The sequence below is a fragment of the Piscibacillus salipiscarius JCM 13188 genome (genome assembly GCF_001311865.1).
Lineage (GTDB): Bacteria > Bacillota > Bacilli > Bacillales > Alkalibacillaceae > Piscibacillus > Piscibacillus salipiscarius.
On record NZ_BBCD01000001.1, the window covers coordinates 59,592 to 83,731 of the forward strand.

Annotated in this window: 32 protein-coding genes and 9 pseudogenes; 7 read left to right on the forward strand and 34 right to left on the reverse strand. The window is 35.6% G+C overall.

Going from position 1 to position 24,140, the window contains the following annotated elements; all coding sequences use genetic code 11:
- Window positions 1-2: 2 nt before the first annotated feature.
- The 12 genes and pseudogenes from JCM13188_RS00385 to JCM13188_RS00435 form a co-directional block, all read right to left on the reverse strand.
- Window positions 3-896 (reverse strand): annotated as a pseudogene (locus JCM13188_RS00385) (phage portal protein); the annotation flags it as partial.
- Window positions 860-1,153 carry a hypothetical protein gene (locus tag JCM13188_RS17330; RefSeq protein ID WP_279401182.1) on the reverse strand — a complete coding sequence of 98 codons (294 nt, stop codon included), beginning with the start codon at window positions 1,151-1,153 and terminating at the stop codon, window positions 860-862. The gene JCM13188_RS17330 and the pseudogene JCM13188_RS00385, both read right to left, overlap by 37 nt.
- 14 nt (window positions 1,154-1,167) lie before the next feature.
- Window positions 1,168-2,825: pseudogene (locus JCM13188_RS00390) on the reverse strand (terminase TerL endonuclease subunit).
- 29 nt (window positions 2,826-2,854) lie between these two features.
- Window positions 2,855-3,049 carry a hypothetical protein gene (locus JCM13188_RS00395; RefSeq protein WP_279401183.1) on the reverse strand — a complete coding sequence of 65 codons (195 nt, stop codon included), beginning with the start codon at window positions 3,047-3,049 and terminating at the stop codon, window positions 2,855-2,857.
- Between the two features lie 146 nt (window positions 3,050-3,195).
- Window positions 3,196-3,579 (reverse strand): HNH endonuclease, encoded by a 384-nt coding sequence (locus JCM13188_RS00400; RefSeq protein WP_279401184.1) that lies wholly within the window; start codon window positions 3,577-3,579, stop codon window positions 3,196-3,198.
- Between the two features lie 41 nt (window positions 3,580-3,620).
- Window positions 3,621-4,016, reverse strand: coding sequence for a hypothetical protein (locus tag JCM13188_RS00405; protein WP_054751389.1), 396 nt, complete (start codon window positions 4,014-4,016; stop codon window positions 3,621-3,623).
- Between the two features lie 33 nt (window positions 4,017-4,049).
- The gene (locus JCM13188_RS00410) at window positions 4,050-4,229 is read right to left on the reverse strand and encodes a hypothetical protein (RefSeq protein WP_054751391.1); all 180 of its coding nucleotides are present in this window, start codon (window positions 4,227-4,229) and stop codon (window positions 4,050-4,052) included.
- A 241-nt stretch (window positions 4,230-4,470) separates the two neighbouring features.
- Window positions 4,471-5,004, reverse strand: a complete 534-nt coding sequence (locus JCM13188_RS00415) for a hypothetical protein (RefSeq protein WP_054751393.1) — start codon at window positions 5,002-5,004, stop codon at window positions 4,471-4,473.
- A 42-nt stretch (window positions 5,005-5,046) separates the two neighbouring features.
- On the reverse strand, window positions 5,047-5,394 hold the full coding sequence (locus JCM13188_RS00420; RefSeq protein ID WP_054751395.1) for an HNH endonuclease: 348 nt from the start codon (window positions 5,392-5,394) through the stop codon (window positions 5,047-5,049).
- Between the two features lie 160 nt (window positions 5,395-5,554).
- Window positions 5,555-5,899 (reverse strand): hypothetical protein, encoded by a 345-nt coding sequence (locus JCM13188_RS00425; protein WP_054751398.1) that lies wholly within the window; start codon window positions 5,897-5,899, stop codon window positions 5,555-5,557.
- Window positions 5,900-5,943: 44 nt separating this feature from the next.
- Window positions 5,944-6,251, reverse strand: a pseudogene (locus JCM13188_RS00430) (DUF7694 domain-containing protein).
- A gap of 77 nt (window positions 6,252-6,328) precedes the next feature.
- Entirely contained in the window at window positions 6,329-6,517 is a 189-nt protein-coding gene (locus tag JCM13188_RS00435; RefSeq protein WP_054751401.1) for a hypothetical protein, read from the reverse strand.
- 243 nt (window positions 6,518-6,760) lie between these two features.
- On the opposite strand from JCM13188_RS00435, the gene JCM13188_RS17335 reads away from it, so the two are divergent.
- Both JCM13188_RS17335 and JCM13188_RS00440 read left to right on the forward strand, forming a co-directional pair.
- Entirely contained in the window at window positions 6,761-6,916 is a 156-nt protein-coding gene (locus JCM13188_RS17335; protein ID WP_279401185.1) for a Spo0E family sporulation regulatory protein-aspartic acid phosphatase, read from the forward strand.
- Window positions 6,917-7,250: 334 nt separating this feature from the next.
- Window positions 7,251-7,613 (forward strand): hypothetical protein, encoded by a 363-nt coding sequence (locus tag JCM13188_RS00440; protein WP_054751403.1) that lies wholly within the window; start codon window positions 7,251-7,253, stop codon window positions 7,611-7,613.
- A gap of 268 nt (window positions 7,614-7,881) precedes the next feature.
- Here JCM13188_RS00440 and JCM13188_RS00445 read toward each other — a convergent pair whose 3' ends face one another.
- The 9 genes and pseudogenes from JCM13188_RS00445 to JCM13188_RS17350 form a co-directional block, all read right to left on the reverse strand.
- Window positions 7,882-8,697: a DNA adenine methylase gene (locus JCM13188_RS00445; protein ID WP_054751405.1), complete on the reverse strand. Its 816-nt coding sequence runs from the start codon at window positions 8,695-8,697 to the stop codon at window positions 7,882-7,884.
- Window positions 8,698-8,935: 238 nt separating this feature from the next.
- The gene (locus JCM13188_RS00450) at window positions 8,936-9,139 is read right to left on the reverse strand and encodes a hypothetical protein (RefSeq protein WP_054751407.1); all 204 of its coding nucleotides are present in this window, start codon (window positions 9,137-9,139) and stop codon (window positions 8,936-8,938) included.
- On the reverse strand, window positions 9,136-9,552 hold the full coding sequence (locus JCM13188_RS00455; protein WP_279401222.1) for a DnaD domain-containing protein: 417 nt from the start codon (window positions 9,550-9,552) through the stop codon (window positions 9,136-9,138). The genes JCM13188_RS00450 and JCM13188_RS00455 overlap by 4 nt, the downstream gene beginning before the upstream one ends.
- Window positions 9,553-9,596: 44 nt before the next feature.
- A complete protein-coding gene (locus tag JCM13188_RS00460; RefSeq protein WP_054751410.1) occupies window positions 9,597-10,136 on the reverse strand; it encodes a hypothetical protein in 540 nt (179 codons plus the stop codon).
- Window positions 10,137-10,313: 177 nt separating this feature from the next.
- A pseudogene (locus JCM13188_RS00465) lies at window positions 10,314-11,020 on the reverse strand (hypothetical protein).
- 202 nt (window positions 11,021-11,222) lie between these two features.
- The gene (locus JCM13188_RS17340; protein ID WP_279401186.1) at window positions 11,223-11,384 is read right to left on the reverse strand and encodes a hypothetical protein; all 162 of its coding nucleotides are present in this window, start codon (window positions 11,382-11,384) and stop codon (window positions 11,223-11,225) included.
- A 14-nt stretch (window positions 11,385-11,398) separates the two neighbouring features.
- Window positions 11,399-12,172: a phage antirepressor KilAC domain-containing protein gene (locus JCM13188_RS00470; RefSeq protein WP_054751412.1), complete on the reverse strand. Its 774-nt coding sequence runs from the start codon at window positions 12,170-12,172 to the stop codon at window positions 11,399-11,401.
- A gap of 63 nt (window positions 12,173-12,235) precedes the next feature.
- Complete coding sequence (locus JCM13188_RS17345) at window positions 12,236-12,382, reverse strand: hypothetical protein (RefSeq protein WP_279401187.1); 147 nt, start codon at window positions 12,380-12,382, stop codon at window positions 12,236-12,238.
- Window positions 12,383-12,384: 2 nt separating this feature from the next.
- Entirely contained in the window at window positions 12,385-12,516 is a 132-nt protein-coding gene (locus JCM13188_RS17350) for a hypothetical protein (protein ID WP_279401188.1), read from the reverse strand.
- Between the two features lie 69 nt (window positions 12,517-12,585).
- On the opposite strand from JCM13188_RS17350, the gene JCM13188_RS00475 reads away from it, so the two are divergent.
- The gene (locus tag JCM13188_RS00475) at window positions 12,586-12,801 is read left to right on the forward strand and encodes a hypothetical protein (RefSeq protein ID WP_054751414.1); all 216 of its coding nucleotides are present in this window, start codon (window positions 12,586-12,588) and stop codon (window positions 12,799-12,801) included.
- Between the two features lie 33 nt (window positions 12,802-12,834).
- Here JCM13188_RS00475 and JCM13188_RS17355 read toward each other — a convergent pair whose 3' ends face one another.
- Both JCM13188_RS17355 and JCM13188_RS00480 read right to left on the reverse strand, forming a co-directional pair.
- Entirely contained in the window at window positions 12,835-12,996 is a 162-nt protein-coding gene (locus tag JCM13188_RS17355; RefSeq protein WP_279401189.1) for a hypothetical protein, read from the reverse strand.
- Window positions 12,997-13,011: 15 nt separating this feature from the next.
- Window positions 13,012-13,224 carry a hypothetical protein gene (locus JCM13188_RS00480; protein WP_054751416.1) on the reverse strand — a complete coding sequence of 71 codons (213 nt, stop codon included), beginning with the start codon at window positions 13,222-13,224 and terminating at the stop codon, window positions 13,012-13,014.
- 67 nt (window positions 13,225-13,291) lie between these two features.
- On the opposite strand from JCM13188_RS00480, the gene JCM13188_RS00485 reads away from it, so the two are divergent.
- Entirely contained in the window at window positions 13,292-13,546 is a 255-nt protein-coding gene (locus tag JCM13188_RS00485) for a hypothetical protein (RefSeq protein WP_054751418.1), read from the forward strand.
- A 5-nt stretch (window positions 13,547-13,551) separates the two neighbouring features.
- Here JCM13188_RS00485 and JCM13188_RS00490 read toward each other — a convergent pair whose 3' ends face one another.
- The 3 genes from JCM13188_RS00490 to JCM13188_RS00500 form a co-directional block, all read right to left on the reverse strand.
- Complete coding sequence (locus tag JCM13188_RS00490; protein ID WP_054751420.1) at window positions 13,552-13,785, reverse strand: hypothetical protein; 234 nt, start codon at window positions 13,783-13,785, stop codon at window positions 13,552-13,554.
- Window positions 13,786-13,908: 123 nt separating this feature from the next.
- Window positions 13,909-14,166, reverse strand: coding sequence for a group-specific protein (locus JCM13188_RS00495; protein ID WP_054751422.1), 258 nt, complete (start codon window positions 14,164-14,166; stop codon window positions 13,909-13,911).
- Window positions 14,167-14,312: 146 nt separating this feature from the next.
- Entirely contained in the window at window positions 14,313-14,510 is a 198-nt protein-coding gene (locus JCM13188_RS00500; protein ID WP_279401190.1) for a helix-turn-helix domain-containing protein, read from the reverse strand.
- Window positions 14,511-14,688: 178 nt separating this feature from the next.
- On the opposite strand from JCM13188_RS00500, the pseudogene JCM13188_RS17360 reads away from it, so the two are divergent.
- The 3 genes and pseudogenes from JCM13188_RS17360 to JCM13188_RS00510 all read left to right on the forward strand — a co-directional run.
- Window positions 14,689-14,832, forward strand: a pseudogene (locus JCM13188_RS17360) (helix-turn-helix domain-containing protein); the annotation flags it as partial.
- A 27-nt stretch (window positions 14,833-14,859) separates the two neighbouring features.
- Entirely contained in the window at window positions 14,860-15,264 is a 405-nt protein-coding gene (locus tag JCM13188_RS17365) for a LexA family protein (protein WP_369404750.1), read from the forward strand.
- 15 nt (window positions 15,265-15,279) lie between these two features.
- Window positions 15,280-16,426, forward strand: a pseudogene (locus JCM13188_RS00510) (tyrosine-type recombinase/integrase).
- A 116-nt stretch (window positions 16,427-16,542) separates the two neighbouring features.
- Here the strand turns inward: JCM13188_RS00510 and glnA are convergent.
- The 8 genes and pseudogenes from glnA to mutL all read right to left on the reverse strand — a co-directional run bounded on the left by glnA (window position 16,543) and on the right by mutL (window position 24,136).
- Complete coding sequence (glnA, locus tag JCM13188_RS00515) at window positions 16,543-17,877, reverse strand: type I glutamate--ammonia ligase (protein ID WP_054751425.1); 1,335 nt, start codon at window positions 17,875-17,877, stop codon at window positions 16,543-16,545.
- A gap of 32 nt (window positions 17,878-17,909) precedes the next feature.
- Window positions 17,910-18,321, reverse strand: a pseudogene (locus JCM13188_RS00520) (MerR family transcriptional regulator).
- Window positions 18,322-18,436: 115 nt separating this feature from the next.
- Window positions 18,437-19,681, reverse strand: a pseudogene (locus tag JCM13188_RS00525) (methionine gamma-lyase family protein).
- A gap of 14 nt (window positions 19,682-19,695) precedes the next feature.
- A complete protein-coding gene (gene hflX / locus JCM13188_RS00530) occupies window positions 19,696-20,928 on the reverse strand; it encodes a GTPase HflX (protein WP_054751427.1) in 1,233 nt (410 codons plus the stop codon).
- Window positions 20,929-21,097: 169 nt separating this feature from the next.
- The gene (gene hfq / locus JCM13188_RS00535; RefSeq protein WP_054751429.1) at window positions 21,098-21,319 is read right to left on the reverse strand and encodes an RNA chaperone Hfq; all 222 of its coding nucleotides are present in this window, start codon (window positions 21,317-21,319) and stop codon (window positions 21,098-21,100) included.
- A gap of 48 nt (window positions 21,320-21,367) precedes the next feature.
- Entirely contained in the window at window positions 21,368-22,180 is an 813-nt protein-coding gene (gene miaA / locus JCM13188_RS00540; protein WP_369404751.1) for a tRNA (adenosine(37)-N6)-dimethylallyltransferase MiaA, read from the reverse strand.
- Complete coding sequence (locus tag JCM13188_RS17370) at window positions 22,144-22,296, reverse strand: hypothetical protein (protein WP_279401191.1); 153 nt, start codon at window positions 22,294-22,296, stop codon at window positions 22,144-22,146. The genes miaA and JCM13188_RS17370 overlap by 37 nt, the downstream gene beginning before the upstream one ends.
- Window positions 22,297-22,312: 16 nt before the next feature.
- A pseudogene (mutL, locus tag JCM13188_RS00545) lies at window positions 22,313-24,136 on the reverse strand (DNA mismatch repair endonuclease MutL).
- Window positions 24,137-24,140: the final 4 nt, after the last annotated feature.

Here is a 24,140-nt window from a genome sequence, read left to right on the forward strand (position 1 = left end):
GTTTAGTCATCTTTCTCACCCCCTTTCAAAAACTTTTGAATTTCTTCATAGTTTTTCGTGATAAAGTGCTGCTCTGCCCAATCTTCATTTATTGGTTCTTTGTCGATTAATCTTAAATTATCATTTACAGAATGAGCACCGCTTGATAATAGTTTTTCAAACGCACCTGCAATCGAAACGATGTCGACATACTTGATGAGAGAGGTATCGATTTTAAGATACGTTCGTTCAAGGTACTCATCTTTTGAGTAAAATTTACGGTTAATCTCGTCTTCTATAAGCTCTGCAATGGGAGCCACACAGAACATTAGAAAGTTATTTGTTTGATTTTCAACATCGGCCAAATCGCTTTTTAATAATCCTTTAGGAATGAGAAATGCCATACTGACAAAATCGAATATATCATCGACTAATGCTCGTACATCTCGGCTGGTATTACCAGAGTTAGATAATTTTTGAGTCTCATCAAACTCAATTCCTTTTTGCAAAGGAAGGACCGCTGACCCTTCAGCTGTCATGAAAGCTTTTAATTGTGCATTGAACATATCTTCAAGTTTCTTTTGCTCTTCTGCATTTTGAGCTCTCACACCCTCCATTCTTAATAGAGCTCTTAACGCATTGGAACGTTTATAATAGTTCATAGATGTTGATAACAACTTGCCATAACTAGCATACATATTATCGATCACACTCTTGATTTTTTCGTTATTGAGTTTGAAATGAAATACTTCATGTTCATAAAATGTTTTGTGTAATTGATAGTTTTTAATGACAACATTGTGATACATGTTTTCGTTTAACGCATACTCTTTCATGTCATACGAATCACAAACATAAAGCTTTTTGTTTTGCATAACGACTAAACATTCGTTATCAAAAACCAACTTGGATACAAACTCATGAAAGAACTCACTGCTATTCTGATTCTGATTGGGCTGAACATTAAATAAATAAAATTATGTCCTTTTTTCTCCTTACCTTTTTCATACGTTCTGAATTTAGATCGCACTAAGGTATTCGCAATTAAGTTGACGCAGCTCTGAACAGCCAAGTTTTTATAAAAATACTCGACTCCTAGATCCACCCAAATTTCGTCTAGTTGAAAAGAATTTTTATCACTACTTGTAAAGCCAAATAATTCTTTAATCCCCAAGCTCTCACCCCCTTTTAAAAGATTAACGTTGGCATTGGTTCAAATGGAACATACTCTTCTAACTCGTCATCCAATACAAGTGCATGAGTCCAGGCGAAAAAGCCATCCGTTTTTCGTTTATCTTTTTCAATTTTGCAATACTCCATGTTGCCGTTCCCTTTCTCGTCTTTATAAACATTGCCGACGTACCACCGCATCATCGGATCGTCACCAAAAACGATATTATGATTAATGAACATATCATCAATCATTGGCGATAACATAGCGTGTGTCACAGGTCCTCGCCTTACAATCTCAACTTCAAACCCGCTTCCTCGAACTTAGGTTTTAAGATTGATGCGCGGAATTTATCCATGGCCACTTTTTTAATATGGAACGTTTGTAATTGATCAATGAACCAGTTAACAACTCTGTCTGGGTCTATCGATTTCTCGTTATGGATAATCGTACATAGACCTTTTTCTTTCGCGAGGTCTATGATTTCAGGATTAATATCTTGAAGCTTTAACGCTAAATGATGAATGAACGTATGTTGTCGCCAATACCTCTTGCCATTAGCTTTAAATAACACACCTACTGAACAGAAGTCACGAACATCCGCAAAGTCAACTCCACCTACAGCATCAATACCTTGTATGTTATCCGGAAACGGCTGGTCTGTTGCCAACACATCTTCATAAGCAGCCACTTGCTTCTTAACGTCTTCTTGAGGAAGGTTCATTCGCTTTGTCATAAATTCGATTCGCAGCTGCGCGTTAATCTGCATATCATGATATTCTTGCTGCATTTCATGTTGTAGATCTTCGTTATAAGGATATGACGGATTTGCTTTTGGCCATTTTGTTAAATCATCCACTTCTGATTCATCGTCTAATTTACAAATGAACGGAAACAACGTTGATTTAGGCAACTCTTTATTCAACACCATTTTAGCTTCAGCTTTTAAGTCATCTAATACACCGCCTCGAACATAACCATCCGTTGTGATGTAAAACGTTCGGGGGTCTTTCTTCTTACCTAAACCAGAGGTAAACACTTTAACGTTACTGTAATCGCCATACTCATGTATTTCATCAAAAATAACAGCACCGCTTCGTTTACCATCTTTTGTTCGTGCATTGGACGTATTGTATTCTAATTTTGATTTCGTTTTACGATGTTGAATAAGCATCTTGGACCAGTAAAAAATCTTTTTCATCTTTTCCTGACGTTTAGGCTCATCCAAAACATTGTATACGTCTTCAAAGGAGGTTTTTGCCTGCTTTTCTGAAGTGGCCACAATATCAATATCATAATTCTTAATTCCATGGTGACCACTCATCATGTAAAACGAGTTATAAGAAATGTATCCATTCTTCCCGGCCCCACGTCCAATTTCAATCAAAAACCGGTTAAACATTAACCGGCCATCATCATACCTGACACCATATATGAAAGCATTACAAAAACGCTGCCAGGCATATAGCTCGAATGGAAAATAAGGTTTTGGTTTCTCAACCGACTGTTCGATAGCTTCGGCATCTATGACAACACCTGGTTGATCAAGCTTCCACCTCAAAAATGACATCAATTGTTTTTGTTCTTGACAGGCCTCGATTTCCCCCTGCTCAACCATCTGCATATAATCATCGATGTAAGGATGATACTTAGATGTCTTCTGGTTCATCGTCATCGTCTACTTCTTTTATAAAATTAAGCAAGTCAAACAATTTTTCCATATGCAGCTGTATATCGATTCATCGTTGTGTTGTAAGATTTCTGAGCAGGATTTTCAATCAACATCTTTTGAGATCCATTTTTATAAGTATAAGTTGGACCTTTAGTTTTAATCGTGTCTTCCAGTATTTCTAATTGAATTGTCATGAATGCAATTCGTTCGATTAATTCTTTGGCCACTTCTCGTTTAGATTCAGGCAAATCAATAAAACGGAATTTAAGCGGTCAATCTCCTCTTGAACCATTTCACTTTGTTTCGTTTTTGATGGCTTCGGCATAACCCCCACCCCCCTCTCATGTGCGCGCGAGGCAAAATATTTTTTCCGTTAGCCCTCCCCGTTTCGACGTTCCCCAATAAATCGCGAAAAGTTTTGACCGGGGGGGCATAAAAATTCACCAGCGCTCTTCACTGATGAATTTGGGTTTCTTTTTCGTATATATTTTTCTAAACGTTCATGCTCTTTATTATGACATTTAATACAAATACCTTCACAATTGTCTTCAACTAAAGCTAACTCTGGATGCTTCTTCACTTCTTTAATATGGTGAACGTTTTGTGCTGGTGAAACTCTGCCCTGTCGTTTGCACTCCTGACATTCGTAGTTATCACGTTCTAAAACATTAATCCTTAATGAACGCCAAGCTTTAGATTGATAGAATCTTACGAGTTTATCTTCTAAGATTAGTTGTTTAATTAATTTTAAATCCATCTAATCACCACATAAAAAAGACACCTCATTGAGAGATGCCTTTAACTTTGTTCATTAGTAAATAATCTACTATTGACTTCCTTTAATCTTTCATATGCTTCTTTGTCCTGCAGAATTTTATAAAATTCAATAGTTTTTCTCTCTGCAAGGTTTCTGTTTTCTATGCTAATTTCATCATTAAGTGGAATTTGACTTGTTATATAATTATCTACTAATTCAGTAAGAGGTTCACCAATTGCTCTTTTAAAATTAAAACCAAGTAATTGAAGGATTTTAAATGTTCTATCAGACAGTAAAGGTTTCATCATTTCTAAGTCCTTTTCCATCTTCTCAGCTTTATGTTCATCGGATTGCTGATGAACTAAATTTTCAATTAAAGGCATTAAATTGTTTGAGATATAATCAATATCATCTTCCGAAATTTTTTTTTTTCTCAATCAATTCCTCTTCATAAGCTCTTGATATTGTAACTAATTCATTTTATCTGAGATTAGATCGTTAATTATTCCTTCTAAATACTTAATCGTTTGGTCTTTTTCTTTTGTTGCTTTCGCTTGATTAATACGATCCATAATTGTAGGAATAGTATTGTTTGCGACAACGCTTCCTAATCTGGTGCTTAAATCTACGATAGTCGGATCAATTGCCATAATTACACCTCCCTTCCTTACGGTGTAATTCGACAAAAGCTAGGTGTTTCCTTCCTAATTAACAAAAACACCCACACAGTGTATGGGTGTTAATCTGGCTAACTGCAAGGCAATTACAGTTAGTGTTTAGGGGAATACAGTTAACAAATCTAATAACATCAAATTTTGTCATAATTATTTGATACTACTATAGTAACACCTTTTGACTGACATGTAACTGACACGTTTATGACATGAACTACTAGCCGTTAAACTTAATACTGTCAACACCAAACATCAAGGCTGACAAGGTTTCGCAAGCTTTATTTACATCACGATAAACGGTTCTTTCATCGATAAAGTGACATGTCGCAATTTCTTTTGCCGTTTTTTCCTTATCTGAGATATACAGCTGATGGATGATATCATAACGACGTTTGACTTCTGGCTTAATCGACCGTTCACAAATAAGTTTATAAACGTCCAACATTTCATTAATGAAGTTCACCATAATTAATGTCCGTTCTTTGCTGCGTTTAATGGCTTCAATAGCATGCTCATCCGCTTCAAGTTCTGCAATGATATCCTTAGGCTTCTCTAATTCTATTAAATCCTGTTTAACATCACGACAATGCAAGATAAACATTCGATAGTTTCTAAGTAATAATTTAATATTTCTGAGGCGACGATCATGTTTATCCTTCTGTTGTTTAGATTCTTGTTCTCGGTAAGCTTTAATAGCTTCTTGAGAGGCTGTTTCTGTTATTAATTTCAGTTGCTTTTCAGTAATATGCATGGTTACACCTCATCTTTCTGTTTATAACCCTTGTTAACCGCTTCATCCCTTTATGTTTTTTGCTTGACCGTAATAAGCTTCGAGTTCTTTGTGTTTAGCTATTCGCCATTCACGCCCTTTGGCTGTATAATCCGCAACGTTATGACAGGTTCCTGTATTGACAGATGGACCGCAAAGGAGAACAATATTAGCTGGATCGTCACCACGACCACCTTGACTTGCTTGAATTAAATGAGCCATTTCAAATGACCAGGCACTTGTGGTTCCGCAACGTTCGCACTTTCCTTGTGATCTCCTTTTCACTTCTTTTCTAACCTTTTGAGTAATCCGTGTTTTTTGACTCCGCTTCTGTTTGTATCGCTTTCCTATTTGCTGTTCTTTGGTATACATGTCATCATCCTTTGTGACGTTCTTGAATCGCTTGTAGGCGTTCTTGTTGAGGAATACTTTTATAACATGGCCAACATAAAACTTCATCACGAAATTTTATTTTATAAACCTTGTTCACTAAGTCTTTATCACATCTTGAACAGTTCATCGTGATCCACCTTTAGATGACTCTTCTTTGTAAATCGTCTCGTACTCGGCATTTATAAGAACGGACTTCCTGATTCTTTTTAATGTTTCGAATGGTGCCTATGGATTGATTCAGTTGATTTATATGAGGGTTCATTTTCTTAATGACCTTCAAACACTCATGAAGTAATTCATTTTCGTTTTTTAATTGTCGGCGTTTCATTCGTACTTCCTTAACTTCTTTAGATAAACTATAACCTTCGCTTGCATTGAAATTGCTAAACTCTGTTACATGTAATAAATCTAGTTGTTCTTGTTCTAATTCAACAATAGCCGCTTCATTTTGTTCATAGCGTTTTAGGTACCTCTTGTAATACATCTCTTATCCATGTCATAGTTTGCTCTACATCTTTGAACATACGATCATCCCTTCATTCCCACTAACCAATAAGGCGGTACGGGTAATACTTGGTCAACTGGTATCCATAAATGCAAACAGTTAGGGTGGTTGTTTATGTAGTTGTTCTTAGGTGGATGCAGCTGCATAACCGCTTCATGTTCTTCAAAAATAAATCTTTAAGTTGATTCATTGTATCCCAACTCGGAACCATTTGGTGATGACTAATCGACACATGTTCCCATCCTTCTCCGTTAGATGCGATGACAGTGTATCGCTCACCATTGATTTTCAATTTAAATGCTCCGTTATAGCTATTTCCCCAGTGGCCCATGAGTGGATAACGATAAGGATCTAAATGCTTTAAGTTTCTCAATTGACTGTCCCCCTTTTAATCAAAATACGAGTAGTTCACGTTTTAGCTTCTAGTACAGCTTGATATTTAACTTTAATGTCGCATTGAGAAGTCCAACTAATGTTGTCGATAGACAGTACCCGGTAAATATAATAAACATCAGCAATCTTTATCCAAACATGTTTATTAATTTCAGGAAGCGGGTGACCTGCTGGAATAATGGATTGTCTGGTAACTGTTGGCATTGAACTACCTCCCGAGTTTATATGAACACAATATAACTAAATTGATTCGGCTGACTCATGAATGTTTTAATAGCAACAAGCTGTTCTCCATCTTGGTTTTGATAATGTATCTCTTGGACGTAGATTTTCAATATTTACTCCCCTTTTCCAACAAACCTTATTAAACCAAATCATAGTTCTAATTAACTATATAAAAATGTTAAGCTTATAGTATTGTCCCCACAGGGTATGATCGAGGTGTTGATGATTCAACTAAATCTATATGAGCAAATTATCGACTTACGTAAAGAAATGGTGAGAACTGGTCTTGAAAAAGGATTAACTCATCATGAAACGCTAAAGTTAAGTCAAAAGTTAGACGTCTTAATTTATCAATACTTGAATAAAAATAAAGAATAGTATTGATACAGTTTTAATCGGTTACTAATCCACCCTAGTAGCTCTCAATTAAAACATAACTCTTTTTCCTTGTGGGGAATTCTTTTAAAAACATTCATACAAATGTATTGTCATCTTTTGATATTTGAGCATATATATAGCTGAGGTTGAACTCCTCATCATGTATTTGGTTAATAGGTATATCCTTCAGTCTGCCTACAAGGCTCTCTTGATATGAAGGGAGCCTTATTTAATTTTCACAATTTCATACATATCATTATTAGGATTTGTAACACTATAGATGTATGAATTATTAGGATTTGTAACACTATAGATGTATGAGAGGTGATTTAAAATGAATCAATACCCCAAATTATCTGATCAAATGAACCAACAACTTCTTGAAGCACGGGAATATAAATTACAACTGTGGACCGAATATGTCCTATTTGATTGGCATTGGTGGTTAGGTGTTATATTAACCATTGGCCCTATACTTGTATGGATTATGTTCCATAAGCGTAATGAAAGAAAAAGCTTATTATTAGCTGGTTTAACAACCGCCATATTAGCAGCTGCAATTGATACTTCAGGTCAATTTTTTGGTTGGTATGACTACAGATACGACGTTCCCCATGGCTCCGAATTACGTTCCCTGGGACTTTGTGTTAATTCCTATTTCAGTGATGTTTACCATTCAGTTATTCAGGAATATTAATGCTTATTTAAAAGGGGCTATATATTCTGTAATCGTAGCCTTTACAGTACTTCCCATTTTAAGCAGCATTGATATTTTATGTTTTAAATAATTGGAATTATTTTTATTCGTTTATAGCGTTGTTTAGCATTTATGTTATTGCATATTTAGCTAGTCAAATTAAAAATACGAAATAATTTTAATCGCCTCTTTACAACCACTTATATATTTTTCGAATGTACTTAGTCCTAGTTCATTAGTTTTATGTGGACTGATAGAGTTAATCTTTCTAATACAGTTCAAATAAATTTTGCTGATAATACCCTGTTTCAGCAGCAATAGGATTTATCCATAAAACTTCTTCACGTTTAGCTCCTGCTTCAGCCAAAACTTGCAACGTTTCTTTATGCCAACCTTCTAAGTAATCATTGTATAAATCGTGATTATATCCAGACAAAATAACTGGACCCGGATGTTGATTTAGTAAACTTAATAATTCAATGTGACCTTTAGTGTCCATTTCATGTTTATAATGTCTTTTGGTTCGAGTCTCAAGAACATATGGTGGATCTGCATATATGAGTACGTCTTCTCTTCGGTACCGTTCCAGTAACTTCTCAGCTGGTTGATTCTCAATCTGCGCTTGTTTCAGACGCTCAGCCACTATCAATATCTTTTGAGAAAGCTTGTTCCAATCTGCTGCAGTATCTGGTCCATTTGAACTTATTAAGCTTCTCCATCCTGTACGGTCGCTTGTCTTCGCCCCTATCGCTTGCCAACAACGAATTAAAAAGCGTCTAGCGTCTTCTAATGAGTCACCTGTATGATCGTTATAAGACGTGTAATACTCTTCACGCGATAAAGGTGTAAAACTAATTTGTCTGGCTAACTCTTCCGGATTATCACGAATCATTTTAAATAAATTGACCACACTCGAATCTAAGTCATTAATCGTTTCAATCTTGCTTTTAGGCTTATTAAAGAATACGGCTCCTGATCCAAAGAACGGTTCTAAATATGTTTTATGTTCTGGCATATGGCTAATAATCCAACTGGCCATGCTCCATTTGCTACCTGGATAATGTAATATTCGTGGTACTGTCATTGTTTCAACTCCTATGCCTTCTCTCTTAAAAACTTTCTATAGCAGTCCTCACATAGATGACCACCAGCATAATCAGCACGTTTGGTTTTACACTCGACACACTGTTTTACATCGGTTTTACTCAATATTATCACCTCTATTTTTTAGAGCCTTGTAAATATAAACAAATGCCTGCTAGTACACTGACACTTACGACAGCTGTTAACATTCTAGTTGCCCCTTCCGTTCTCAAATTAAGTTAAAAAATGCCTCTGTTTCTTGGTGCGATTTGATTCGATAACCACTGGTCCATAACCAACACAATGATTTCGACCGTATCTCGCTTTAACCGCTTCGCTATATCGTTAACAGACCACTCTTCTTTCCACATGTCTTTAAACTGTGTTAACTCCTGATCCGTAAAATCTAAATTATAATCACCTAATGCGATATGAATACTCACTGGCTGACCGACCCTTTAGTTTTATACTGTTTTACAAACTGTTCTAACTCGGCTCGTTTATTAGCCTTTTCTTCGTCAGACATTTGTTCTTTAGGTTCTTGTGGCTTAGGTTTTCGTTTTTCTTCTTCAAACCATTTGGGTAATGGTGCAGAAGCGGCTTTTCGATTAGATTTGTTAGATTGATAGTTTTCAAACTCGACTTCTTCAGCTTGAGCTTGCTCGACTGTATTAATGTTTTTACGGTTCCAGTCTCTTAAAATTCTCTGAGCATAACCCCAAGATGGTTTACCGCGTAATATGGCCCGCTTCATCGCTTCAATGACTAACGATTCATTGGTGTCCTTAATCCAAGTTAAAATTGATTCTTGTTCAAAAGGACTTGGAAGACCGATGTTATGTTGGTAAAAAACAATGGCATCATCAGAAGACGGAGTTGAAGTAGTTGGCGTGTCTTCTTCTACTTCTTCTTCTTGTTGTTTTCTTCTTCTTTTTCTTCTTCTTCTTCTTTTTCTTGTCCCCTTATCGTAACCGTATCGTCTGACGTATCGTAAAAAGGCTGATGTAGTGCCACTTCGTCAGTGATTTTAGTATTTTCTTCGTCTAATCCAGTTGACGTATCGTTAATATCATTCACCGTGTCGTTATACGAGTCGTAAAAGAATTTTATCTCCGGTTTTTGAATATGTTCACCAACGATAGGGATGAGACTTTTATCTTTTATCTCTTTTAATTCAGCTTTTACACAATCCAAAATGGGTTTGCCTCCACGATTTAGGTTATATTTTCCCCAGTTGATTAAGGCGATCTCCCTGGTCTCAGGATTATAAATCACACGCTTGTGAACATGTATAAATCGGTGTAAAAGAGAATTAATACTTTCAGGTGAATAGCCTAGATCAAACGCCATTTGTTTTTTTGTAATTTGATAGATTCCTATTTGGGTCGTTTTAGGATTGGTGAGTAAATATAAATAGAAAAACTTATCCTCTGGTGTCATTTCCTCTACTACCGTTGCATCATTCCAAAATCAGTATGAACCATTCTAAATTTAGCCATGATTATGACCTCCTGTGCGTTGTGCTAACTATTGCAATCAATTCCATTGTTGTTTAAACTAATTCATGCAAGACTCTATTTTGTCCTGCTCTCACCTGAGAGAGCAGGATTTTTATGTTTAAGCGATAATATGAACGTCTCCGGTTTCAATTTCAGTCTTTAACTGTTCCTCAAAATAATGTCTAATGAGATTCATCGCTTCTAACTTCCAGGCTCCACCATCCGCTTCAAATAAAGCACATGACGGTCCATTTTGCATACGGAAGACAAAATCACTAACCGGTTGTTTAATTTCAACAAATGTACGATAAGGGGCTAATGAAACTGGGTTAGGTACTTTGACATTTCCTACAGTTGCAACTCCTGTTTGGCTGTAACAGCTTGTGATACACCGTCATCTCCCATTGATCGGACCGCTTCTTCCTTGATATTTCCAACAATTTTGAGCATGATATCTCGATGGTCATTTCGTACAAAGCAAGATTGAAGCTTAATGTTAATCTCTTCTGTATCATAGAAGTGATCAAAACGGAATCGAGGTAATAAGGCCTGAGCATGTAACCATTGTTCACGGTTCAAGTTAGCGTTAACTTGTGAAAATACATAAACGTCAGTCGGACTCTCAATATGAATCATTAGCTTGTCCTTAGTATCAAAATGTGACTGAATATAGTTCACCACGCTGCTTAAGCTATTAACCGTTAACATATCCGGTGTTGGTTCTTTGAGTAAATGAAGCGGTTGATCGGAATACACTTGATCATTCTCTTTATGAATCGTGGCTTCTTTTAATCCCAATAAGTACTCTAATGCATCTTTAATCATTGATAACCTCTCCTTTGTCTTGAGTAAATTCGGTAAAAAGTCCGTCTTTCTCATATCTCCCCTCCTTTCATTGCGTACCAAATATAGAAGATGTATAATAAACTAAGTTACTTTTACAGGTGGGCGCGATGAAAAACCTCTGACAATGTTTCATCGCTCTCGCCATCCCCTTTTAATTCACCATAAAGTGATTCCAAATCGCTTAACGCACCTTTATCGTGTCGTGAAGGTACTCAATAGAATGCGAATTCTGATGTTCTTCTAATCCAGCCATAATGGTTTCTAGATCATGTGCATAGGAATGAACTTGCTGGTGTAGGATTTCTAATTTTTTGGCAAGCGATACTTGTTGGTTTTGAGCCAATGTTATTCTCCTTTCTAGATTAATTTCAGCTGGTTTCCGTCCCGTTCTCTTTCCATAATCGGCACAATGCCTTTTTCTTCTTTTAACGCGTTATAAATGAACATTCGCCCTTTCTGGGTCCAGTACATATGGCGCTTCGATGTTTCCTCATCAATAATGTGCGTTTTAGATCCGGTGTAACCTTTGTTTTGAAATTTATAATACAAATGCCAGGAACCACCCTGTTTATATTGAATACCTAATTCACTTAGCACTTTATTAAGAGTAGGAGCTCCCCAACCGTAATCTTTTGCGATATCTGTAGCGGACATGAGAGATTTGGTTTGTAGCACATGGTCTGTATAAGTGGCTTTCGGTTTAAGTTCTTGATTTTCAATTTCTAACCGCTCCTTCTCTTCATATTCCTCAATCCATTTGCGAGCTCGTTCTTTTGGATCATCAATCATATATGAAGGTTGATGTCTCGATTGAAGCTGATTTTCCATTTCTTGAAATTTCTTTGTATATGCTGCAGTAAATAAAACACCTTTTTGACCCGTCATTTTGTTGGCGACCATATCGCATCCAATTTTAGTTAAATAATAATGAGGTCTAACCTTTCCTTGCTTATCTGTGTAGTAACTTTCTATGAAGTAATCCTGTGGGCTCAAATTTGAGCCGGCTAATATTTTGCAATATCTAGAAATGTCCCGAATCAAATTCTTATGCTGTTTATCCACCATCATTGCAACTTCACGACTATCAACTAGGAAACGTCCATCTTTCGTCACAAGTGTTAAGTCACTCATTTAAGTTCTCCTTCCTTTAGAACATATTGTGCCCTTGTTTCAGCCTTGCCACGGTAAGTGGCATCATAACCAGATTCTTTTAAGCTTTGGATTAAATGTTTTTTCTACAACCTCACAATGAATCATTGCATCTTTTCCGCGTTCGTCCTGCATATCTTTTAGTGCCTTGGCAATCCCTCTAATATTTGATGCTAGTAATAAATCATTCATATTTATGCTCCTAACACGATTAGAAATAAAGTCATAAGTGGAAAGAAAACTATTGCTCCCAATATTGGTAACAAATACACCCATAACGGAAAATCTTTATAATCCTCGACAAACTCTTTTAAAGTTTCATTCATTTAATGACCCTCCTTGTAGGATTTTCTTCCTAATTGTCGAATGACATATATAGGAAGGGGGTGTGAGAAATGTATAAATACTATTACTTCTACGACTTCAAAGATCGGTATGATCGACATGAGGTTCATGACGAAGACTGTTTTAGACTTCCTAACAAAGAAAACAGAACATACATTGGTATATTTAAAAATTGTGAGGACGCTATTCAACAAGCCAAAAGAGATTATCCTCACAGAAAATTCGATGGTTGTTATCATTGTTCTCGTGAATGTCACAATGGATAAGTTAGTAGGTAGCCCGTCTGCTAGGCGGGTTACTTAATAACTCCATCTGTATAAAAAAAGGTTTTTGACGTGTTCTTTTGCTCGAATTACTAACTCATCAAATTCTTGTTGGGAAAGATTTTCTCTACGAATGAAGTCCGTTAAGTGGTTAGTGAACTTAGCTTCTTGTTCTTGTTTTATCTGAACCTTCGGCATCTTATTTACTCCTTTCTACACCAACACTTTAAGTGTCAATAATTTAACTCGGTTATACATACGCTTAGCCATAACATCTTTTTCTAGATCATAAGCTTCTTCAATATCACGTTTTAATAACTCGAAACGTTCAAATTTCATCTGTTCACTGTCCATTGATTGAATGTCCTCAATTCGATTTAAAATACGATTCCACTCTGGCCAAGTCATTTTTGAATATCTAGGCATGCTCTCACCTACCTTTCAAATAGTCCTCTCTTTGCTAAAATGGTTTTTAGGAAGGAGGTGTTTTGTTATGAATAATGTCAAAATCACTTTTAGCAATAATGAAGCAATTACTGTTTACGAAGGAGGTATCCTAATTCCTATTAAAAAAGTAAATAATGAAGGCACATCACTAAGTGAACCTGTTGAGTTATGGTCACATACACATGATGGCTTGATTCCTTGTTTGACTGAATTGTTTTCTAACTCTTTATTTTTCTTTGAAGCAGACAATAAGAATAAAGTTTACAGTGTGTCTGCGATAGTTAAACTTGAAGTGGTTTGATAAGGTTAAGGCGACTTGATTAGTAAGTCGTCTTTTTCTTTTTCGTATTTATCACTAATTCGATTTAACAACGAGACAAGTACTTGGTCATCTATCCAAATTGCTTTTCTTTTCTCAGAATTTAGAAGCGTTTTTACTTGTCCGTAAGTTTTACACTGGCTTTCTATGGTACTGATAATTGATTGCTCTACCTGGGCGAAGTGGTGGTTGATCAATTTTTTATTTAGAAGGTCAGTCAATTACTACACCTACCTTTCATTACGATTTATCCAGTAATTAACCAAAAATTAAACCCAAATTAATGTACCTAGTAAGCCACTAAGGTAATATGATATTGTTGACATGGTTTTCACCTACCTTTCCTATTCTTCTAACCATTCAAGTAAAAATTGAGTCGTTTTCTTTGCTGGGAAGTACCATTTTCCCCCTATCTTTTTCTTAGGAAATTCAGGGTTATGGAAAAATAATTTTTGTATTGTGCTCCAACTCATGCATGTACGTCTTGTTAATTCGTGTTTGTCCCATAGAACTAAATCAAATTCGGCATTTTTTAACCGTTTACGAATTTCTTCTTGGGCCAATTCTTCAACTACCTTCCCGTCAACTTTTACTTCTAACAACTATTTCACCTACCTTTCATAGCAACGTTTTACTAATCACAACATTTTTTTACAGCATTTTTCGCCATTTTAGTTAAAAAGAAGAGCGCTAATGCGCTGCCAAAGATACTTAATATTTAGTTAGTTCCCGTTCGGGAACAATTCGTTCAAAAAATACCCGCTTCACTATGAGGAATATTTAATATAGTTAATATTACAGAAAATTCTTCTACACTTATTTTTATAATTCCATTTTCTTTTTTATGGTAGGTTGCCCTTGTAATGCCAAGTGCGTCAGCGATCTTTTCTTGAGAAATCTTTCTAGATAAACGTTCATATCTCAAACGTTGTAAGTTGAACCTCACTATGAATCACCTCCATCTGTTGTTTCTTATTCTATTTTAGTTGTTCCCGTTTGTCAACAAAATAATCAAAAAACATTTTATTGTTTCCTTATGGGAACTATGTTAATATATTCTTTAAAAAGGAGTGTTAAGATGAATACGTCAGAAGAAGTAATAAGAATAATAAAAATTAAGAAAGGAACGAGGTTTATCTGTTGAAGAACTATCTAGAAGGGTAGGTATTGCAAAATCAACTCAATCCAGATACGAAAGTGGACAAAGAAAGTTTCCGATTAATGATATAGGTAAATATGCAGAAGTTTTAAATACATCAACAGAACATTTACTAGGAATTGATAAGCCAAATAACATCTACCCTGAATCACCAAGAACTTTAGCAATACCAATACTCGGTAAAATTGCTTGCGGTGATCCCATTACAGCAGAGGAAAATATAAAAGGTTATACATATGAATCTCCTGAAAACCTTCCAAAAGGAAACTTATTTTGTTTAGAAGCTACAGGTGATTCCATGTATCCCACCGTTCCTAATGGATCATTAGTAACCATCAGAGAACAGGCAACAGTTGAGTCAGGAGAAATTGCAGCTGTGTTAATTAATGGAAACGAAGAAGCAGTCCTTAAACGCATTAAAAAACACGGCGAAACCGTTTTTTTAATATCTGATAATACAAACTACGACCCTATTTTAGTAACTGAAGAAAATCCCGCTAAAATTATAGGAAAAGCTGTTAGAGTTATCAAAAATCTATAAAGGGAGGAATATACAATGGGAATAAGTTTGCGTGAATATAAGAAAGGAATGTGGGAGTACCGAGTCATATACAAAGACCCCATATCTAACAAACAAAAGGAACGGTCAAAGCGTGGTTTTACTGGGAAAACTATAGCTCGACAAGCTGCACAAGAAGTTGAGAAACAATTAATGAATAACTTTGAGTTGGCTAGTAGTGATATTCAATTTAAACATTACCTTAAAGATTGGTTATTAGAATATAAAAGATGTAGTTCGTAAAAACACTTATGAACTACACCAAAGAAATATTGACAAACATATTATACCTTACTTTAAAAATATCAAATTAAAAGACATAAAGCCAACTTTATATCAAAAGTTTTTAAATCACTTATATGACCAAGGATATTCTAAACGGACAATAGAAATTGTGCATGGCACAGCACGAAACTCTTTGGAAAAAGCATATCACCTAAATATGGTTGAAAGAAATCCAACTATTGGAGCAGTAATTAAAGGGAAGAAAAAAGAGAAATCAATTAAATTTATTGATTCCTACGATATCCCTTTATTTTTGAAGACAGCCAGACAGTATGGTTATACTTATTGGATTTTCTATTACTTTATGATTGAAACAGGAGTTCGTAAAGGGGAAGCAGCAGCCATTCAATGGACTGATATTAACTTTAAAGAGTCTACAGTTACCATTAATAAAACGTTAGACTTCCAAGCTAACTCAGATGGAGAATTATTCGGAGATCCTAAAACTTATAAATCTAAACGCACAATAACAATAAGAAAAAACTTAATGGACAAATTAAAGTTTCATCTTAAATGGCAAAATGAAAATAAAACACAGCTGGACGATCAATATAAACATGATTTGAATTTAGTCTTTTGTAGAGAAGATGGTAGCCACTTACCAAAAAGTTCTTTGTTTAATTCATTTAGACGTATTTTAAAGCAAGCTGGACTACCCACCTTACCAATTCACTCTTTAAGACACACACACGTTGTCTTGCTCTTAGAAGCTGGATGGGATATGAAGTCCATTCAAGAACGAGTAGGTCACGGTAGCTATCAGATTACAGCTGATGTCTATTCTCACATCTCTAAACGATTAGATGAGAAAGAAATGAATAAATTCGAAAACCATATGAATGATATTTTGGGAGATTAAAATTTTTGCAATTTTTATGGGTAAATCATGGGTAACTACCCATTAATAATCATTCTGAATAAGATACACATATATAAAAACCCCTCAATACATTGTGTATCAAGAGGTTTAGAGGTTTAATAACTACTCATATATTGTTCGCGTTCCCAAGGGTGAACTTGTGTTCTGAACATATCCCATTCGATTTCTTTTGATTCAATAAAGTGTTCTAATAAGTGTTCACCAAGTGCACCTTTAATCACGTCATCGCTCTTAAGTTCTTGAAGGGCATCGTATAAAGTTGCCGGTAAATCTTGAACACCATTCGCGACACGTTCTTCTTTATCCATCACATAAATGTTACGATCAACTGGCTTTGGTGGCTCTAATTTATTTTCAACGCCATCTAATCCAGCTGCTAACATAACTGACATCGCCATGTATGGATTTGCAGCAGGGTCCACACTACGCACTTCAATACGTGTACTTAAACCACGTGAAGTTGGAATACGGATTAATGGACTACGGTTTTGACCAGACCACGCTACATAACAAGGCGCTTCATAACCTGGCACTAAACGTTTGTAAGAGTTAACAGTTGGGTTTGTGACAGCTGTAAAGTTAACCGCGTGTTTTACGATACCTGCAGTGAACTGGTAAGCTGTTTTACTTAACTGTTCTTCTCCATTTTCATCAAAGAACGCATTCTCTTTACCTTTAAATAGCGACATATTTGCGTGCATACCCGAACCATTGACACCGAACAGTGGCTTTGGCATGAATGTTGCATGCAGGCCATGTTTACGAGCGATTGTTTTAACAACAAGCTTAAATGTTTGGATATCGTCACAGTGCTTAACGGCATCTGAATATTTAAAGTCAATTTCGTGCTGACCTGGCGCAACTTCGTGGTGGGATGCTTCAATTTCAAATCCCATCTCTTCTAACTCAAGCACGATATCACGACGGCAGTTCTCACCTAAGTCTGTAGGTGCAAGGTCGAAATAACCACCTTTATCGTTAAGTTCCATCGTTGGGTCGCCTTTTTCATCTAACTTGAATAAGAAAAACTCTGGCTCAGTTCCAATATTAAATGCTGTAAAGCCTAACTTTTCCATTCGTTCTAAATTACGCTTTAAGTTATAACGAGGGCACCCTTCAAATGGTGTACCATCTGGATTGTAAATATCACAAATAAAACGAGCTACTTTACCTTTTTCAGACGTCCATGGGAATACAACAAATGTATCAAGATCTGGATGCAATTTCATGTCTGATTCTTCAATACGTACGAAACCTTCGATTGAAGACCCATCAAACATCATCTCGTTGTCTAATGCTTTGTCTAGCTGACTATAAGGAATTTCAACGTTTTTAATCGTTCCTAATAGGTCTGTAAATTGTAGGCGGATAAATTTCACGTTTTCTTCTTTAATGATCTTGTAAATCTCTTCTTTAGTAAATTTACTCATTCAATATGTTCCTCCTGTTTTTATTCCATCATTTAATGGTAAAACCTTGATAGGTCTCCTTGGTTGATGGATGTTTTATTTAAGTAACCAGATTCAAGAAGTTCTCGTCGTAATAGCTGATGAAGTTCTTTTTCACTAAGATCTTTTTTTGTAGTCTTTGTGCTCTGATTGCGACTTAGCCTGACTTTCTTGAACTTGGTTTTCTCGAAGTTTTAAAACTTGCTTAATACCAGCTAAATTTACGCCTTCATCAATTAACCGTTTAATTTCAATTAAACGATCAACATCATAAAAGCTAAACAATCGTCTATTACCTTCTGAGCGTAAAGGTGTGACCAACTTCTTTTCTTCGTAGTAACGAATTTGCCTTGCGCTAAGCTCAGTCAGTTCTGAGACAATACTAATCGGAAATAATGGCATCGCTTTTCGGTCTTTATAATCCATTTTGCCACCTCCTAATTAGTATATATTATACACAACGGAATAAAAGGTGTCAACGAATGTTAGGAAAGTTAACACAAAAGGATAAAAAAGAACATAACAGTTATCTGCTATGTTCTTATACCCCTGATTTTAAGTTTTGTAACATGATTAATGCTTTCGTGATAGCTAATTTAACGTGTTCATATGTTAGTCCACCTTGGACATATAATGTGTAAGGTGGTCTTATAGGTCCATCTGCGGTTAATTCCAAACTTGCACCTTGAATGAACGTTCCAGCAGCCATAATGACATCATGATCATACCCTGGCATATAGTCCGGATGAGGCGTAACATGTGAGTTAATCGGTGACTGTTTTTGAATAACTTGGGCAAACTTCACCATTTCTTCTTTTGTGTTAAACGTTACAGACTGAATCAAATCTGTACGGTGATCATATGAACTTGGAGTTGTTTCATACCCGTTTTCATTTAATAGCTTAGAAGTATAAATGGCTCCCTTTAATGCTTCACCGACTATATGTGGAGCTAAGAATAGACCTTGGAACATCTCTTGCAAGCTATATAGCTTGCTCCCGTCTCTTTTCCTAATCCAGGTGCCACTAAGTAATTGGCACTTCTTTCGATTAAATCTTTTCTTCCAACTAAATAACCACCCGTTTTCACAATACCTGCTCCAGGATTTTTGATTAGTGATCCAGCGATCAAATCAGCGCCTACATTGGTCGGCTCTTGTCTTTCAACAAATTCGCCGTAACAATTATCAACGAAAACAATAATATTTTCATTAATATTTTTTACGAATTGAATCATTTCCTCAGTATCAGATATTGAAAAAGAAGGTCTGTTAGCATAACCTTTAGAGCGCTGAATCATGACCATTTTTGTATCAGAACTAATTTCTTGTTCTATTTGCTCATAGTCAATTCCTCCACTTTGAGTTAACATAATCTCGTTATAGTTAACCCCAAAATCTCTAAGCGAACCATCGACTTGTTTATTAATACCAATCACTTGCTCTAACGTATCATAAGGTCTTCCTGTAATCGATACTAGCTCGTCCCCTGGCCTTAAATTTCCAAAAGTGCTGTCGTGATCGCATGTGTGCCTGACACAATCTGTGGTCTAACGAGTGCGTCTTCCGCTCCAAAACCGACGCATAAACCTCTTCTAGTTTATCGCGCCCTAAATCATCGTAACCATAACCTGTTGTTGGGTTAAAATGATAGTCTCCAACCTTAGCTATTTGAAATGCATTCAAAACCTTATCTTGATTATCAGTTACGATTTGAGAGATCTTATTCAACTGCTCTTTGATGTTTTCTTCAGTATTTTCTATTACTTGTAAAATATTTGCGTCCATCAGTATTGGTTCACTCACTTTATTAATTGATTGTATAATGGTTTCTCTTGATCAATATATCCTTCCACGTGGTACACTTCTTGTTCTTCATCAAAAGTATAAGACGATACGATGGATTCATGTTTTAATTCATTCAACACTTTACCTTGGTCAGATTGTAAAGCTAAATTATAAGATTTCCATTCGTGTTTTAATACATCTTCAATTTTTAATAACAGTTGTTTTAAATGAGATTCATCTTTAGCTGTGATCGATATGCTCGGCTGAGAATAAGGAATAAATTCGTCTTTAAGTAAATCAATTTTGTTATACACCGTCAAAATTGGTAAGTGATCCGCTTCTAATTCATTTAGTAACTCTTTAACGGTTTTTTCATGTTCGATTGCTTGTGGGTCAGAGCAATCAACGACATGTAAAATAAAATCAGCTTCTGTCACTTCTTCAAGTGTCGAGCGAAAAGCTGCAATCAATGTTGTCGGTAATTTTTGAATAAATCCAACCGTATCAGATAGTAAAGCTTGAAAGCCAGATGGTAAGGTTAGTCTCCTTGTAAGCGGATCAAGAGTCGCAAAAAGCTTATCTTCTTCTAGTGATGTTTCTTGTGTTAAACGATTAAACAAAGTTGATTTGCCAGCATTGGTGTAACCAACAATCGAGATTTGAAATGCAGAGCGCCTTTTTCGATTTTCTCGATATTGATTCCGATGTTTAGCTACTTGTTTTAATTGGGCTTTAATATCCGTAATTCGATTCCTTATATGCCTTCTGTCTGTTTCTAATTTTGTTTCACCAGGACCTCTTGTACCAATTCCCCCACCTAATCGGGACAATTCAACACCTTTACCATGTAAACGAGGCAGCATATACTCTAATTGAGCAAGCTCGACTTGGAGTTTACCTTCCTTCGTTCTTGCCCTCATAGCAAATATATCTAAAATTAATTGTGTTCGATCAATGATTTTAACATCTAACGTATTGGATAAGTTACGAGATTGAGAAGGTGTTAGCTCGTTATTAATGATAGCAACATCCACTTCATTCTCCTGAATATAATACTTAATTTCTTCGACTTTTCCAGTTCCTACGTAATAAGCTGAATGTACTTTATCACGTTTTTGAGTGAACGTTTCTAAAATTTCAGCATCAACAGTAAATGCTAATGCTCTGAGTTCATCCATAGATGATTGAAACATCCGATCATGTTCTGTTTGAATTTGACATCCAATTAATATGGCTTGTTCGTTCATTTAATGGCTCCTTTTTATCCTACTCTGTTATATAATATAACCACTATCTTCTTTGGCAATCATTACTATAACATAACTCATAACAAAATACTTAAATAGTATTTATCATCAAATAAAGCCTAACCCCGTGATAGAGTTAGGCTTAATCAATTTACACTCTTAGTAAATATTATGATTCCAAATCAATATTTCTAGAAGGTGCAAAGGTAGAGATTGCATGTTTAAAAATTAATTGCTGCTTCCCTTCCACTTCGATTAAAATTGTGAAGTTATCAAAAGATTTTACGACCCCACGTAATTGAAACCCGTTAGTCAAAAATACAGTTAATGGTACCTTTTCCTTGCGTAATTTGTTTAAATAAGTATCTTGTACGTTTGTAGAATTAGCCATACAAACTCCTCCTCTATCTATCTGTTATATTAATAATTCTATAAATGATTAATCTTTCCTTCTACTTTTTGAAATATTTTCAAATATTGGCCAATAATTGTCTGGATTTATGTTAAACCAATTCACATTTGGGATTTTATTACGGTAATACGTTAATTGTCTCTTAGCAAACCGTCTCGTATTTCGTTTAATCAATTCAATAGCTCTGCTCTGGTCATATACACCATTAAAATAAGGAATCCACTCTTTATAGCCAATGCCTTGCATAGGCTGAACATTAGGTCCATATGTTTCATAAAGTTCCCGCACTTCTTCAATTAACCCTTGTTCAACCATTAAATCGACTCGTTTATTAATTCGTCGATATAGTATTTCACGTTCCATGTTTAAACCTATAATGAAGGAACGATAAGTTGGTGTTACGATTTGTTGATCCTCTATTTCTGACATTGTTTTTCCAGACAAATCATATACTTCAAGTGCTCTTATGACACGTCTTATATTATGTGGATGTATTTTTTCTGCCTGTTTTGGATCTACTTGTCTTAAACGATTGTAAAACGGGTCAATTCCTTTAATTTCAATCTCCTTAAGAGCTTGTTCAACATATTCAGAATCACGTTTAATATCTGAGAACTGGAAATTGAATAATGCTGAGTGGATATAAAATCCAGTACCTCCCACAACAACTGGAAGCTTTTGAGAAGAATTTAAGTTAGTAACCGTTTTATTTAAATCAGTCTTAAACTCAGCTGCAGAATAATCTTCTTCCGGGTCTAAGTGATCGATTAAATGATGCTGTATTTCATCTTTTTCTTCGTCTGTTACTTTAGCAGAACCAATATCAAAACCTTTAAAAATTGCATGGAGTCAGCGTTTATCACTTCACCATTAAATCGTTTACTAATTTCTATTCCTAATTTAGTTTTTCCTACTGCAGTTGGACCGATTACACTTACGACAAATGGTTTCTCCAATTGTGACACCTAGCCTTTACATAATTCGTTTAAACATACGCTGCAATTCATACTCACTAAAGTGTATCACAATAGGTCTTCCGTGAGGACACGTAAATGGATCGTGGCAAGTTCTAAGCTCATTTAATAGGTATTCCATCTCTTGGTGATTTAAATAATGGTTTGCTTTAATGGATCGTTTACAAGACATTAGAATAGCCGCTTCTTCTCTAATTTTCTCTATACTAATTGACCTGCCATCGATTAATTCATCTACCATATCTCGAATAATCTGCTCTTCTTCACCTTTCGGGAACCAACTAGGATAAGCTCTAACGATATAACTATAATCCCCAAAATTTTCTAAAAATAAACCTACACTCTCGAATAATTCTTTGTTTTCCTCAATTGTTATAGCCTCTTTACTTGTAAACTCAAAGCTTAGTGGAACAGATAATTCTTGTACTTCTTTAACAGGATTTCCGAGTTTTTTTCTTAAAAAACTCATATTTAATTCGCTCTTGAGCCGCATGCTGATCAATCATATATAGCCCCTTCTCATTTTGAGCTAATATGTATGTACCATGAAGCTGACCAATTGGATACATAACAGGCATACGCTCGTTTTGTATTGTCTCGCTTTCTGCAGGCTCTTCTTTTATATTTTCATAAGGGTTGTCTTGGTCTATTGTTACGTCTGCAATAAATTTGGAGTTATCATTATCATTTAATGTTTCATTTATTTGAAAACCGTTGCTAAGATCTTCAAGTTGTTTTCGATCTTCCGATACACGACTTGGTTTTCTAAAGGATCAAAAGACAAACTTGTCTGTGTTGATTTTGGTTTTTCTTGCTTAGCACCTGATGGGATCAGAGTCTGACGATGTAATACATCGTAAACAGATTGCTTAACAATATCAAATAACTCTTTTTCTTTACTAAACCTAACTTCAGTCTTGGCTGGATGAACATTGACATCGACTAAATAGGGATCCATATTTATTTGAAGCACCACGATCGGATACCTACCTATTGGTAAAAACGTATGATAACCTTCAATAATCGCTTTATTAATAATTGGGTTTTTGATAAATCGTCCATTTACAATAAGTGAAATGAAGTTCCGGTTTGAACGTGTGATCTCTGGTTTCGCTATATATCCTTGAATACTATAATCTAGTGATTCATTTTGAACGTTTAACATATTTTGAGCGATTTTCTTTCCGTAGATTTGCTGGACGACTTGAAGTAACTGTCCGTTACCTGGTGTAAAGAAAATTCTTTTGCCATTGTGATAGCACTCAAAACGTATATCTGGGTGTGACAAAGCCATTTTATTAACCGTATCTGTAATATGACCTAGCTCAGTATGGATCGTTTTTAAATATTTTAATCGTGCTGGTGTATTATAAAACAAATTCTCCACACTAATTTCTGTTCCTTTACGCTTGGTATGCTTTTGAATGCTCTTAACTTCCCCGCCATGCACAACGATTTCAGTACCAGTTTGATCTCCAGTGGAGCTTCTTAATGTTAATTGGCTGACAGATGAGATACTTGCTAAAGCCTCACCTCTAAACCCTAACGTTTTCACTCTAAATAAATCAAATTCATCAGTAATTTTACTCGTCGCATGCCTAAAGAAGGCCTTTTCACAATCATCCGCTTCTATGCCATGTCCATCGTCAATGACCTTAATCATACGAAGACCCGCTTCTTCAAGCTCTAGCTTAATCCACTTACTATCAGCATCCACGCTGTTTTCCAATAGCTCTTTTACTACTGAAGCAGGTCTTTCAACGACTTCACCTGCTGCAATTTTGTTGGACAAATCATCTGGCAATTGAATAATTTTCCCCATCATT